Raw genomic sequence first — 13,440 nt, 5'->3', positions numbered from 1 at the left:
AGATAAAGGAGAAGTAGGTATATCAGTATCATCTAAACTTATTAAGGATAAAAACATAGTAATTCTTTTAGAGACTAATTGTTTACTTAAAAATGGAGAAATTAGGCATTTTAGATTAGATGGAATATCAGAAATACGTGCGATTAATAATGGTGTTGATTTGTTTGAGAATGGAGTTATTCCTGAGAATGAAGTGTAGTGCCTTATAAGTACATAAGCTCTTTGTCAGTTATAATTAGGTATAAGATTTTTTTTGACATAATGTCTTGAAAATTAACTATATCGACATTTATTGTCTTTGTAAATATGACATTATGTGATTTTTATATAATTGGTATGCCTATTGTCTATTATTTGTCTTATTAATGTATAAAAATGTAATATGGACAAAGCTTATCGAGTAGATACTCAGAAGATTGTATGGGCAGAAGAACTTCCTATGTTAATGAAGGGAAGGACTAAGGAGGAATTATCGTTTCAATGCTCAGACCCTAAATGTAGAGTAAAAGTTGTTGCTAATAGCTACAAATTAACGAACAAAAAAATACCGTATTTTAGTATTAATCCTAAGTTAGCTCATGTTGACAATTGTGAGGAAGTATTGCTATATGGACTAACAGGTAAAGCTAAAGATCGTAAGTTAACAGTTAATGAATTAAAAGTGGTAGGTTATCCATCACAGTTAGTATTATCTGATGTTGCTGAAGATCCTATTGAAATCATTGCTGATTCTATTACTACTAATAGTAGTGATGGAACAACTACTGGGAAAATGAGATTAGGTTATAATGATGAGTTTTCTTTTGACCCAGAAGACGGTAAGAGAAATAGTAAGGTTAGTTCTATAAAAAGAATCGTTGATTTTTATCTTGGTTTTGAAAGAAATAGAGATGTTGAGATAGAGGTACTAGGAGAGAAAAGTGAGTATCGTTATTTGTTTAGACGTATCGGATATGGCTTGAATCATAGTCCATTTATTGATAATAAGATTTTTTATGCTCCCTTAAAGTTATTTAAAAATGGGGCATTAACTGAAGATGATGATAAGATGATATTTGAGTTATTGCCTCATAGAGAAAGTAAGGAGAATAATTATAAAGTAGTTTTGTCTAAAAAAGATCTATCTAGTCAAAAAATAAGTAGAATTCGTAATAATTATAAAAGGGTGTTTGATGAAACCTACGAAAGGTTTACATTGAAGACTTTAGATAAAGATTATGAAGGATATGTGTTTTTCTTAGGAATGGGACCAACTAAGAATAAACCATTAGAATTTAATGTAGTGAGTTCTTTTATTTATTTTAAATATACAGATGTTCGTAAGACGATTAATGAGGAAAAGTAATACAAAAAACGAGACTATAAGCCTCGTTTTTTGTATTACTCAATTATAGCTGTAAAATGAATATCTTTGATAGGATAACTATTACGCTAAGGACACTATACTTTCAGTATTTAAAGCTCAAAAAGAACTCTTTAATAGTAATCAAACGAAGGACATTAGCTTTCGAATTATACAATTAAAAAAGCTAAAACAATTGCTTAAAGCTAATGAAGAAAGGTTAGCAGAAGCGATCTATCTATATTTTGGGAAGTCTTCTTTTGAGACCTATATAACAGAGTTGTCTATTGTTTATCTGTAGATTGACTACTTTATCAAGAGTATTAAGAAACTAAGTAAGCCTAAACGAGTTTCTACAGGAATTATCAATTTTCTAGGAAAGGGTTATATAATGCCAGAACCATTAGGTGTAACTTTAGTTATTGGTGCGTGGAACTATCCTTATCAATTGTTTCTTTTGTCTACTTTGACAGCTATAGTTGCGGGAAATACAGTAATGATAAAGCCTAGTGAGTTACCAATGCGTGCATCCAATGTATTAGTAGAGTTGCTCAATAGTATTTTTCCTAAAGATTTTATATGTGGTAGAGGGGGGAGTAGAAGAAACTACACAGTTGTTAAGTCTACAGTTTGACAAGATGTTTTTTACAGGGAGTACAGTTGTTGGAAAGATAGTGTATAAGGCTGCAGCGAAGAATATAGTTCCCGTTACATTAGAGCTAGGAGGAAAGAGCCCTGTGTTTATTTTAAAAGATTGTGACTTAGAGATAACGGCTAAACGTCTTGTTTGGTCGAAGTTATTGAATGCGGGATAGACTTGTGTAGCTCCTGATTATCTATTAGTAGAAAGAGAAATCAAAGAGAAGTTGATTAAACAACTTCAGAAAGAAATGAGTAATTACTCATTGGATAGTAAAGAATTACCTTCTTACTATTTACAAATTATTAATACACACCACTTTGATCGATTGGTAAGACTAGTTGATCCTGAGAAGGTATGTTATGGAGGTTTTACAGATCGAGAAAAACGATTTATAGGCCCTACAATCCTTGATAATGTCGTTTGGAAAGATAGTGTTATGCAAGAAGAGATATTTGGACCTTTAATGCATATTATCGCAGCTAAAGCTGTAGCATTCGGTGAGGCATTAACAGATGAATACTTCCAATACATGATGCAAGTTCAGAAAAATGCTAAAGCAATGGCTGCTGCATTTGTAAAGAGAGGATATAATATTATCTCTGGGGGAACTGATAACCACATGATGCTTATCGACCTTAGAAATAAAAATATCTCTGGTAAAGAAGCTGAACAAGCATTAGTGAAAGCTGAATTCACAGTGAATAAAAATATGGTGCCTTTTGATGCCAAATCTCCATTTGTAACTTCAGGTATTCGTATTGCTACTCCTGCGATTACGACAAGAGGTTTGGTAGAAGCTGATATGGAAACTATCGTTGAACTTATTGACAAAGTATTGATGAATCATACTGACGAAGCTGTTTTAGAACAAGTAGCTGACGAAGTAAATGATATGATAGAAGAAAGACCAATGTTTGTTTGGTAATCCATAAAAGAATATAAAACAACAGAAGGAGATTCTATATAGAGTTCCCTTTTTTTGTTTTGCTATAAATGCTTTTCCTGTTTTTTTTAGTCTTCTGTATCTTTGAATAAGAATAGATAATGGGCATTATTATCATTTGCTTTAGGTTTTGAAATGATAGTATGAAAAGTTATAAAATGAAGGTAGAAGTAAAGTGAAAGAACATGAAATAATAAAATTCTTAGCATAGTGATTGTAGTTTTTGTTTGTTTTATGAATGAATTTGTAGTGAATAAACGGATTTTGTGGATTTAATTCCAATAGAAGGATTAATGTGTTTATCTTGAAATTCAAGTGCATAGTTGAAGTAAGAGCATTGTTTTATTATTGATTATAGTGATATTATTAAAACTGAGTATAACTGTTTGTTAACAGGGTTGTTATTTGTTTTAATTCATATTTTTTAACTTTAATTAACTATTTTTGTTTAAAAATAAAAGTTATGCTTAAGTCTAATATATTGGTTGGTATGCTGTTTATATTTGTGATGTCCTCTTGTTCATCCGTAATAAAAAGTTCTAAAATAACAGCTTTACAACAGAATTACTGCGCTCCTAATATTGTTTATTTGGATAATACAACTGAAGAAGAAAGACTTTTTAAAGATGAGTTAGTCGCTCAGAAATTGTCTGAACACGATTATACATTAGCATCCCATTTAGGGTTGGTACCAGTATTGGCTAAATACTTGCATAGTGAGGATACTTTAGAAAAAATGCAAGCAACACAACAGATGATTGCTATCACTCAACTTTTTCAAACGGAATTAGATGCTTTGGCAGCAGAACTTGATTGTAATGGAGAGCGATATGATCAATTGGCAAGGGTATTAGATGCTAAAAACGGAACTACCAATACTCAACTTACAGTCGCATCTATCGCGATCGGCGCGGCAGTTACATTATCTACAGCTTTGATAACAAATGACAACACAAATAAAGGATTGAATATCGCAGGTGGTGTTGTAGGTACGGGATTAGGTTTCATGTTGTTGAATCCCAAAGGCAAGAAAGTGGAATTAGTTAGTTATCGCAGTCTAATCGGAAACGTCTGGAAAGAGAGTAATGTTGACAATGCTTTTCCAGCCACTGTCTGGAGAGTACTGAATGACAAGTCGTTTAGCAATGAAGGAAAACTATCCTTAATACAAACACTTAAGAATAGATGGTTATTATTTGCATTTGATGAAGAAGTCAGTAAAAAAGAAGAGGAACTTTACTTTGGCCATGGTGGATTTTTTAAATCTGATGATATTCATCTAATGTCTGATATGAATAATGAATTGCAAGCCAGTGTAAGAACCTTACAACAGGATTTGCATAGCTTGTTGTTTGCTATAAACTCTTGGAAATAGCAGATAGTATAAAATTAATTAAGCTGTTTTTTGTTAAAAAGTAAGTATCTTGTAGTCGATTTAATAAAAAAAGAGATGAAAAAAATACTATTATTTGTAGGTTGTATGGTAGCTACAATGCAACTACAGGCACAAGAATCTGTTGTCTTACAACTTGATGTGAAGGCAAATACAAATTATAAGATAACTTCTGAGGATAAAGACAGCACAATCACTAACCTCTTAGGTGATAAAGATATGGTGGAATTGTTGAAGAAAGAAGGAGCAGAGTTTCCTACTTATGAGACAACAGAGAACAATACTACTTATAATCTGCAATGGACAAAGGCAAAGAAGAATAAATTAGACTTTGTATTAGACTTAGACAATATTGTAACACGTGAATTTAAAGCTAATTCATTAGTTAGTACAGATGTAGAAAAAGATATTAAAGGATTCACATCAGGTACTTTAGATGTCAAGAAAGGGTTGAAACTAACAAAAGAACTCAATGGAAAATACGCAAGTTTAGAGGAAGATCTAACAACCCTATTAGATGACTTGTTCAACAGTAGTGGTTTTCCTGAAACTCCAATTAAAGTAAATGACACTTTCGATTCGGAAGCTCAAAAGAAAGTTAAACTTTCTGCTGAAAACGAAGTTTTGTTAACAGTAAAAGAAAGTGTAAAGTTAACTAAAATAGAGAATAACAAGGCTTACCTATTAATTGAATCTTTAATTACTTCAGAAAGCACTTCAGAGAAATTTGCAGAGATGAAAGGAAAAGAGAGCAAAGTGGTGGTGTACGATATGAAGGATAAATACTTTGAATCAATTAATGGAGAGGTGTCCATGACTGTCAATATTGCAACTGATGGTGATTTAACAATAAATATGACCAATAATAAAACGCAAAATGTAAAGATAAGTAAGATTTAAACAGTCTTATAGAGATAAAGAGCGTTACTAAACCTAAGGGTTAGTAACGCTCTTTTCGTTTATAATAGCATAGAACACATGATCCAGATATTCATTGTCCTTTAGTGTATGTGCCTTTAATACTCCTTCTTTTTGCATTCCTATTTTTTGCATAATCTTTCCTGATGCCTCATTATGTGAGAAGTGAGAGGCAAATATTCGCTTTAAATGCAGTGTTTCAAAACCAAATTGAAGTAACGCTTTTGCAGCTTCTGTAATATATCCTTTATTCCAATATTGCTCGTCTAACCAATAGCCCATTTCAGCTTTGTTATTGACTGTATCTATTCCTAATCCGATACCTCCGATAATACTGGGGTTATCTATAAAGCGGATAGCAAAGATGTATTTATCTCCTTCTTTTAGCCCTTCTAAAGCTAAGTTCACCCAAAAAGAAGCATTTGCTTCAGTATAAGGAAAAGGGATATTAGTTGTGTTTTGACTATATACAGGGTTTCTCATAATTTCTATAAGACTAGAGACATCGCCTAAGTGAGGTTGATTTAAAATCAAGCGATCTGTTTTTAGTGTAAGTGTTTTCATGGTTGATATTTTTATAAAAATAATAAATTCCTCCATGTATTCAGTGACTTTATTATTTGAAATTAGTGGTATTTTAGCCCAAAATAAAAAGAAACATGCTACAGTTTGATTTTACATCAAGAGGGTTTGAGATAAATGGACACGTCTATAGTTTTCCTATAGCAAAAGAAGCTTTGTACGCACTATTTGGATTGCCTGAGGTATTCACAGGCGAGTATAACGATGTTTATATTTGGCATACATTGGGATTAAGGGCTTTTTCAAAAGATAGAATTGCTATTAACACGATAGAAGTAAATTATGAGGTAGAAGATTATACGACGGCTGTGAAATCGGCATTTATAGATCAATTAAGCCTGAATGGAGAATCAGATGCAATGAAGTATTATAACGAGCATAAGCCTGAGCGTATCAAACTTTGGGATACAGATGATACAGGTGCATTCAGGTTTAATGATGTAACGGTGTGGTATAATATCAGACAGGGAGAGTTGTATTCACTTTCTTTACAAGCCTATGAAGAGATACAGGAAGAAGAAGTAGCATTACTTCCTATAGAGGAGAACTTCGAGTATTTAGAGGCGGTATGGTATGAATGGAAAAAAGCAATAGCGAATAGGGTTGGTGCAGATAATAAATACTATAATCCAACTCACGGTATTACTCAAGAGCAGTTAGACACTGTTGTAGAGCAATTAGACGAAGTAGAGTTACCAGCTATTTTAGTCAACTTCTATAAAATAGGGAATGTCAAGTGGAATGCAGTTACTTCGGCTATAAGTTTGCATGCCAACGGATGGGATTATGATCTACTGCCTTTTGAAAAGATAGCAGATGAATGGGAAGGTATCAATGAACTGTTTGATGATGATGAGGTAGATGAAGACACAGTAGCTGATTATGATACCCGACTTAAGTGTACAGGATATGCTAATCCGAAGTGGATTCCCTTTGCAGAAGGAAAGAATGGAGATTATTTACTGATAGATACTGATCCAAGTGATACAGGGACGTATGGACAAATTGTAGAATTACAAAATGAGTTTTGGAGTAGAACAGTAATTGCCTTTTGTATAGAGGAGCTGATCTATAGAGAGATAGAATCTTTAGAAGGAGAAATAACAGAACATCAACAATTTATAATAGATAACGGAACATTCTAATGAAATATATATGTTCAGACTGTGGGCAAGAACACGAGGATTGGCCTGCCTTGGTGTTTCAAGCACCTGACCCTTATTTAGCCTTATCTCCCGAAGAGAAAGAACAGGCTGAATTGACTAAAGAAATATGTTGTATAGACGATAAAGAAGGAACGCATTGGTATTTGAGAGGAGTGTTGACTCAATATGTGTACGATGCTTGTCAGTATTTGGATTATGGTGTATGGGTAAGTTTAAGTGAAGAGAGTATGAAAGACTACTATGAACACTATGAAGACAAGGGGTATAAGACAACTTATTTCGGTTGGTTAGTGACTAACTTACCTAATTATCCACCCAATACGTCATTTGCTTTACCAACAAATGTTGAGGTAGATAATAGCAAGGGAATACCTACTATATTGCCTCATCAAAAGGGAGATTCTATCTTTATAAAAGACTTTTATGATGGAATTTCGACAGAGGAAGCTTTGCGAAGAATAGACGCTTTATTAAATGTATAATTATATGAGCAAAGGACAACAATTAGCCATAGATTTTAAATTGACAGAGTGGAAAACGCCTGATGTTTATAATCAATTAAGAGGATTGATGAAGGACGAAGCAGAAATATATGCTTTCTGCTTAGAATTTCTAACGAATAATGAGAAGGATTCAACGCTTTTTCACAGTGCATTAAGTTATGTCAATGAGGAAGACTTTGGCCAATTAGTAAAAATAGCAATTGATATTTTAAAAGAAAAAGAAAGTGCTGTAGCAGAGAGTGTGGTTGAGTATGCGAGTATTCAGTTACCTCATATACTGCATTCACATATAGACGATTTAATCTTGCTCAATCCCAATGGGGATAGCTATTACGCAGATTACTATTGGCGCAATTTGCCAGGAGAACTAATAGCTCCTTATTTAGAGCGTTTTCTAAGCGCAAATACTGATTTAGAAACCAAGATACACTTGTTTAATGGATTGGTAGAGACAAGGGATATCGCTACGATAGAAAGCCTTATTCCACATGCGTTAGAATTAGAATTGAGCACTTATGTGAGCTCATCAGATTATATCGATGGTTATTTAGAAGGGGTGGGATTGTGTAGAGAATATGGAAAGGTAAAAAGGTACTGTTCAGATCAAACGTATCATATTCTGTTTGAACCGAAGTATCTAAACAAGCCAAGTGCAGTACATTTAAACCGTACAGATCATCCTACGAGGAATGGAACACCATTATCTACAACTTATAAAATGGGAGGATATCTTACTGAGGATGATAATAATCCCTTTATGCATATGATAACACTTAATCCTATACCAGTGGGGTTGCCAATTAGCTTACCTCAATTGGTTTTAGGTTGTCACTTACGGGAACTAAATGAAAATGGTGTGGTGTTTTATCAGCACGATGAGCAGGGAATCCCTCATAAAATTGGAGATTTGATGAAGATCGAGTGGGTAGAGGAGAAAGCGATGGTACCGACAGAAGTACAGATAGCACCTACTGATGCACGTTGGGTATTTCAATCTTGGGCAAGTGCGAATAGCCGAGAGAACTTATTTAGAATAGGCGGAGAGCCTTCTTGGGTGCAGAGCGGAGAAGTGCTAACTTGTCCAATTAGTGGAGAGAAGATGAACTTCATTATGCAGTTAGATTCTGAGATTCCCGATGTAGAAGGCGGAGAGGTGTATTACGGTAGTGGTGGACTGTGTTATATTTTCTGGTGTGATAAGACCAGAGTAAGTGGATATACTATACAGCATACATAAGATAAAATAGCAGAGCTTATTTGCACTGCTATTTTATTATTCAATTGACGATGTTTTTAGGGCAGTAGGAGGTATGCCAAACAGTTTTTTAAAGGCAAAAATATAGTGTAATAGCGTATAGAACTTTCTTGAGAAGCTCAGAATTACTTTCGTGTAGAGTTCATGTTAAGTTGAACATAAATTTGTCAGTAGGTCTATTGGGTTTGAAACTGAAAGATTAGTTCACAAACTAAAGGACGTACTTCTTAATATATTTATTCGAATTAAAACTTTACTATGAGAGGAAGATTAAGTATAGTGGGGGAAGAAATATAAAGAGGTATTTCCGTGAGATAAAATAGGTATAAAAAAACTCCACAAGGAGTAACTTGTGGAGCTTTATATTTTATTTTTTGTTCAATAAATCAGGTCTTCTGTTTTTGGTATGTTCATAGGCCATGTCTTCACGCCATTTGTCAATTGCAGCAAAATTGCCACTTAGTAAAATGTCTGGTACTTTCCAACCTTTGTATTCAGATGGGCGAGTATAAATAGGAGGTGCCAGTAAGTCATCTTGAAAACTATCTGTTAAGGCAGAAGTTTCATTGCTTAGTACTCCAGGGATTAAACGGATAATAGCATCACATAGTATAGCTGCTCCTAATTCACCTCCAGAAAGTACATAATCGCCAATGGATATTTCTTTTGTGATGAAATGATCTCTGACACGTTGATCAACTCCTTTGTAGTGTCCACATAGAATAATAATGTTTTTTAGCATAGACATTCCATTGGCCATTTGTTGGTTGAGTGTTTCACCATCAGGAGTCATATAGATTACTTCGTCGTATTCTCTTTCGGCTTTTAAGGCTGAGATACATTTATCAATAGGTTCTATACTCATTACCATTCCAGCACCACCACCAAATTGATAGTCATCTACATTCTTGTGTTTATTTGTACTATAATCACGTAAGTTGTGGAAATGGACTTCTACAAGTCCTTTTGCAATTGCTCGCTTTAATATTGAAGCTTGAAAAGGGCTTTCGATGATTTCTGGTAATACTGAGATAATATCTATACGCATAATTCTTTGATAAATTTGTGCAAATGTACAATGCTATTTTAAGTAAACAAAACGCTATTAATGTGCACTGCTTTTTGAAAAGAGTTGAATGATTATTACACCAATAATGATAAAGGCGATTCCTATTATAGCAGCTAAGTCTAGTTTTTGTTTGTAGATGAAGTATGCTGTAATAGTCACCAAGACAATTCCAATACCAGACCACAAGGCATAAGCAATGCCAATAGGGATTGTTCGCAGCGTAAGACTTAGAAAATAGAATGCACCAGCATACCCTGCCAAAGTAATTACAGTAGGAAGTAGTTTGGTAAAGTTTTCACTCTTTTTTAGTGTAGAGGTAGCTATTACTTCTAAGATAATAGCGACAATTAAAAAGACAAAGTTTTTCAAGTTGTTATTTTTTGCAAATATAAGAGATGAAATTTAGGTAATAAAAATATTAAGAATTATAGATTCTATGCATTTATTGTAAATATTATAGATTATAAACTTTGTGGTATACTGTGTTAGGTGATATATTTTTATTTTTGCATTTATGAGTTTATCAAAGTCAAACGTTTTTTTTATGGCAGCAATTACAGGGTTAATTGTTGCTAACCTATATTATTGTCAGCCTTTAATTCCTCTAATAGCAGAAGATTTCCAAGTGACAGAAGAAACTGCGGGGTCTTTAACTTACCTGACACAAGCAGGGTATGCAATAGGAATGTTTTTAATGATTCCTCTGGGGGACAAGTTAGAACGCAAGAAACAGATTACTATTACCACTATTTTTGCTACAATAGCTTTGGCATTGACAGCTATTATTAACGATTTTGTTTGGCTACAAGTCATTAGTTTTGTCCTTGGAGCAACTTCTATAGTACCTCAATTAGTCTTGCCAATGGCGGCAAGTCTTTCTTCTGACGAACAGAGAGGGAAAGTGATTGGTACGGTAGTGAGTGGATTGTTAATTGGTATTTTGTTTTCTCGTACTCTTAGTGGTTTTGTTGGTGTATGGCTTGGTTGGAGAGGAATGTTTTGGATAGCAACTGTGATTAGTTTACTCATTGTTATTTCAATTCAGTTTAGATTGCCAATCAATAAACCCAATTTTCAAGGTAGTGTGAGTCATCTCTATACGTCAATGTTTACACTTATTAAACAGCAACCTATTTTAAGAGAATCCACTTTAATTACTTGTTTGGCATTTGCTCAATTTGGTGTTTTTTGGACTACAATGGTTTTATTGTTGCACAACGAGCCTTTTGGTTATGATAGTGCGCTTATTGGGGCTTTCGGTTTGATAGGAGCATGTGGAGCATTTGCAGCACCCTTAGTGGGTAAAGTTGGTGGATCTGGTGGAGCAAGGAAATTAATTCTATATGGCATAGTTATGACATTTTGTAGTTTTATCATTTTTATGTTATCCAGTAGTTCAGTTGTAGGGATTATTATAGGTATAATTTTGATTGACTTAGGGTTGCAGACTATTCACGTGTCAAATCAAACCCGTATATATTCACTTTTGCCAGAAGCGAGAAATCGCTTGAATACTGTCTATATGTCATTTAGTTTCCTTGGAACGGCTTTTGGCTCAGCTTTTGGTCTATATTTGTGGAAGTATTTTGGATGGGCAGGTGTATGCTTAGGAGGTATGCTTTTGGCAGTACTATCTTTTATCATATTTTTAGTATCCAAAAAGAATAATTAGTCATAATTTTGCCTATTAAGGCATTATAAATTAAAAATAAACAAAGTAATGGAAAACGGTATTTACGCAAAATTTAATACTACAAAAGGAACAATCCTTGTGAAATTAACTGAGGATTTAACGCCAGGAACAGTTGGGAACTTTGTAGCTCTTGCAGAAGGTAATTTAGAAAATAGTGCTAAAGCACAAGGAACTCCATACTATGATGGAATGAAATTCCACAGAGTAATTCCAGACTTCATGATTCAAGGTGGTTGTCCACAAGGTACAGGTACAGGTGGTCCAGGATACACATTCGATGATGAGTTTCACGCTACTTTAAGACATGATGGACCAGGAGTATTATCTATGGCTAATGCAGGTCCTGGAACAAATGGATCTCAATTTTTCATTACTCACGTTGCAACACCATGGTTAGATGGTAAACATACTGTTTTCGGTAAAGTAGTAGAAGGACAAGATGTTGTAGATGCTATTGCACAAGGTGACTCTATCGATTCAATCGAAATCATTAGAGAAGGTGATGCTGCAAAAAGTTGGAATGCAGTTGAAGCTTTTAGAGTTTTTGAAGGGGCTCGTGAAAGAAGATTAGTGGAAGCTAAGCAAAAAGCTGATGCTGCTGTTGATGCTATTTCTGAAGGGTTTGAGAGAACTGCAAGTGGATTGCGTTACCAAATGATTGTGAAAGGAGATGGAAAAAAAGCAGAAAAGGGTAAAACTGTTTCTGTACACTATAAAGGAGCGTTATCTGATGGTAGAGAATTTGATAATTCATACAAACGCAAAAAGCCAATTGAATTTCCTTTAGGACAAGGATATGTTATTGAAGGATGGGATGAAGGTATTTCGTTATTACAAGTAGGAGATAAGGCAAGATTTGTAATTCCTTCTTACTTAGGATACGGAGAAAATGGTGCAGGAGGTGTTATTCCACCACATGCAACTTTAGTATTCGATGTTGAATTAGTAGATGTTAAATAATAAGAATAAACATATAACTCTCAATCGCATAGATTGAGAGTTTTTTTCTGTTATAGAATAGACTAAAGGCTATGAAACAAGAATTAATTGATTGTCATGAACGCATAAAGGAGTATACTCATCATACTCCTATTATGGAATCAGGACATATAGAACATTTTTTAGGAAATGACCTTTATTTTAAGTGTGAGAACTTTCAGCGTGCTGGAGCCTTTAAGATGAGAGGCGCAACCAATGCCATTTTGCAATTAAGTGATGAACAAAGAAGCAAAGGTGTAATTACGCATTCGTCTGGTAACTTTGCTCAAGCATTGGCTTTAGCTGCAAAAAAACTCAATGTAAAATGTTATATCGTCATGCCACATGATGCTCCCTATGTAAAGCGAAATGCAGTCTTGATGTATGGAGGTGAAATTGTAGAATGTGCTCCGACTATGGAATCAAGAGAGCGCGTTTGCAATCATATGATAGAGGAAACAGGAGCTACTTTTATTCATGCCTCAAATGATATTAATGTAATCTTAGGGCAAGGTACTTCTGCTAAGGAATTATTGGAGTCCCAACCAGATTTAGATGTAATTATTGTATCAGTAGGTGGTGGTGGACTTTTGGCAGGAACTATCTTAGCCGCTCAAAACTTTGGCAAACCGGGAATTGAAGTTTATGGAGGAGAACCCTTGGAAGCAGATGATGCTTATCGCTCTGTCGAATCAGGTGTTATTCAATGCAACAGTTCTACAAATACTATAGCAGATGGTTTGAGAACTCAATTAGGCGATGTTACATTTCCAATAATTAAAGAAGGAGTAAAGCAGATTATTCGCGTGAGAGAGAATGAGATTGTATCTTCTATGCGTGTGATTTGGGAAAGAATGAAGATTATTGTTGAGCCCAGTAGTGCTGTAGCACTTGCTGTTCTAATTAAAGAGCGTCCTCTTTTCGAAGGAAAAAAAGTAGGTATAATATTGTCAGG

The 13,440-nt window shown here is 34.3% G+C and carries 12 protein-coding genes and 2 pseudogenes; 11 read left to right on the top strand and 3 right to left on the bottom strand.

The window, feature by feature from the left end:
• The 5 genes and pseudogenes from GOQ24_RS07895 to GOQ24_RS07865 form a co-directional block, all read left to right on the top strand.
• Nucleotides 1–199, top strand: a pseudogene (locus tag GOQ24_RS07895) (hypothetical protein); the annotation flags it as partial.
• Between the two features lie 183 nt (nt 200–382).
• Nucleotides 383–1,345 (top strand): hypothetical protein, encoded by a 963-nt coding sequence (locus GOQ24_RS07890; protein WP_160339433.1) that lies wholly within the window; start codon nt 383–385, stop codon nt 1,343–1,345.
• Nucleotides 1,346–1,442: 97 nt separating this feature from the next.
• Nucleotides 1,443–2,910 (top strand): annotated as a pseudogene (locus GOQ24_RS16935) (aldehyde dehydrogenase family protein).
• 481 nt (nt 2,911–3,391) lie between these two features.
• Nucleotides 3,392–4,303: a hypothetical protein gene (locus tag GOQ24_RS07870; protein WP_160339430.1), complete on the top strand. Its 912-nt coding sequence runs from the start codon at nt 3,392–3,394 to the stop codon at nt 4,301–4,303.
• A gap of 75 nt (nt 4,304–4,378) precedes the next feature.
• Nucleotides 4,379–5,221: a hypothetical protein gene (locus GOQ24_RS07865; protein ID WP_160339429.1), complete on the top strand. Its 843-nt coding sequence runs from the start codon at nt 4,379–4,381 to the stop codon at nt 5,219–5,221.
• A 33-nt stretch (nt 5,222–5,254) separates the two neighbouring features.
• Here the strand turns inward: GOQ24_RS07865 and GOQ24_RS07860 are convergent, their stop codons facing one another.
• The gene (locus tag GOQ24_RS07860; RefSeq protein ID WP_160339428.1) at nt 5,255–5,839 is read right to left on the bottom strand and encodes a GNAT family N-acetyltransferase; all 585 of its coding nucleotides are present in this window, start codon (nt 5,837–5,839) and stop codon (nt 5,255–5,257) included.
• 59 nt (nt 5,840–5,898) lie between these two features.
• Between GOQ24_RS07860 and GOQ24_RS07855 the strand changes: the two genes are divergently transcribed.
• Genes GOQ24_RS07855 through GOQ24_RS07845 form a run of 3 tightly spaced genes read left to right on the top strand, consistent with a single transcriptional unit; the run spans nt 5,899 to nt 8,727 of the window.
• Nucleotides 5,899–6,966 carry an SMI1/KNR4 family protein gene (locus tag GOQ24_RS07855; protein ID WP_160339427.1) on the top strand — a complete coding sequence of 356 codons (1,068 nt, stop codon included), beginning with the start codon at nt 5,899–5,901 and terminating at the stop codon, nt 6,964–6,966.
• Nucleotides 6,966–7,469 (top strand): DUF2199 domain-containing protein, encoded by a 504-nt coding sequence (locus GOQ24_RS07850; RefSeq protein WP_160339426.1) that lies wholly within the window; start codon nt 6,966–6,968, stop codon nt 7,467–7,469. Before GOQ24_RS07855 ends, GOQ24_RS07850 begins: the two co-directional genes overlap by 1 nt.
• 4 nt (nt 7,470–7,473) lie before the next feature.
• Nucleotides 7,474–8,727 (top strand): hypothetical protein, encoded by a 1,254-nt coding sequence (locus tag GOQ24_RS07845; RefSeq protein WP_160339425.1) that lies wholly within the window; start codon nt 7,474–7,476, stop codon nt 8,725–8,727.
• A 385-nt stretch (nt 8,728–9,112) separates the two neighbouring features.
• On the opposite strand, the gene trmD is transcribed toward GOQ24_RS07845, so the two are convergent.
• Together trmD and GOQ24_RS07835 are read right to left on the bottom strand one after the other, a co-directional pair.
• Entirely contained in the window at nt 9,113–9,793 is a 681-nt protein-coding gene (gene trmD / locus GOQ24_RS07840) for a tRNA (guanosine(37)-N1)-methyltransferase TrmD (RefSeq protein ID WP_155091756.1), read from the bottom strand.
• A gap of 57 nt (nt 9,794–9,850) precedes the next feature.
• Complete coding sequence (locus GOQ24_RS07835; RefSeq protein WP_155091755.1) at nt 9,851–10,183, bottom strand: DMT family transporter; 333 nt, start codon at nt 10,181–10,183, stop codon at nt 9,851–9,853.
• A 145-nt stretch (nt 10,184–10,328) separates the two neighbouring features.
• Between GOQ24_RS07835 and GOQ24_RS07830 the strand changes: the two genes are divergently transcribed.
• From GOQ24_RS07830 to GOQ24_RS07820, 3 genes are all read left to right on the top strand, one after another.
• Nucleotides 10,329–11,486: an MFS transporter gene (locus GOQ24_RS07830; RefSeq protein WP_155091754.1), complete on the top strand. Its 1,158-nt coding sequence runs from the start codon at nt 10,329–10,331 to the stop codon at nt 11,484–11,486.
• Nucleotides 11,487–11,534: 48 nt separating this feature from the next.
• A complete protein-coding gene (locus GOQ24_RS07825; protein WP_160339424.1) occupies nt 11,535–12,467 on the top strand; it encodes a peptidylprolyl isomerase in 933 nt (310 codons plus the stop codon).
• Between the two features lie 71 nt (nt 12,468–12,538).
• Nucleotides 12,539–13,440, top strand: a 902-nt coding sequence (locus tag GOQ24_RS07820; protein ID WP_160339423.1) for a pyridoxal-phosphate dependent enzyme, incomplete at its 3' end; no start/stop codon positions are given.

The organism is Myroides sp. LoEW2-1 (assembly GCF_009767705.1).
In the GTDB taxonomy this organism is placed as follows: domain Bacteria; phylum Bacteroidota; class Bacteroidia; order Flavobacteriales; family Flavobacteriaceae; genus Flavobacterium; species Flavobacterium album_A.
The sequence above is the reverse complement of the archived record's forward strand: the minus strand, read 5'-3'. Positions and strand labels throughout refer to the sequence as shown.

Bases quoted from the DNA above. Each gene is read 5' to 3' on its own strand.
- GOQ24_RS07890 (WP_160339433.1), top strand. From the start codon at position 383: ATGGACAAAGCTTATCGAGTAGATACTCAGAAGATTGTATGGGCAGAA.
- GOQ24_RS07870 (WP_160339430.1), top strand. From the start codon at position 3,392: ATGCTTAAGTCTAATATATTGGTTGGTATGCTGTTTATATTTGTGATG.
- GOQ24_RS07865 (WP_160339429.1), top strand. From the start codon at position 4,379: ATGAAAAAAATACTATTATTTGTAGGTTGTATGGTAGCTACAATGCAA.
- GOQ24_RS07860 (WP_160339428.1), bottom strand. From the start codon at position 5,839: ATGGAGGAATTTATTATTTTTATAAAAATATCAACCATGAAAACACTT.
- GOQ24_RS07855 (WP_160339427.1), top strand. From the start codon at position 5,899: ATGCTACAGTTTGATTTTACATCAAGAGGGTTTGAGATAAATGGACAC.
- GOQ24_RS07850 (WP_160339426.1), top strand. From the start codon at position 6,966: ATGAAATATATATGTTCAGACTGTGGGCAAGAACACGAGGATTGGCCT.
- GOQ24_RS07845 (WP_160339425.1), top strand. From the start codon at position 7,474: ATGAGCAAAGGACAACAATTAGCCATAGATTTTAAATTGACAGAGTGG.
- trmD (WP_155091756.1), bottom strand. From the start codon at position 9,793: ATGCGTATAGATATTATCTCAGTATTACCAGAAATCATCGAAAGCCCT.
- GOQ24_RS07830 (WP_155091754.1), top strand. From the start codon at position 10,329: ATGAGTTTATCAAAGTCAAACGTTTTTTTTATGGCAGCAATTACAGGG.
- GOQ24_RS07825 (WP_160339424.1), top strand. From the start codon at position 11,535: ATGGAAAACGGTATTTACGCAAAATTTAATACTACAAAAGGAACAATC.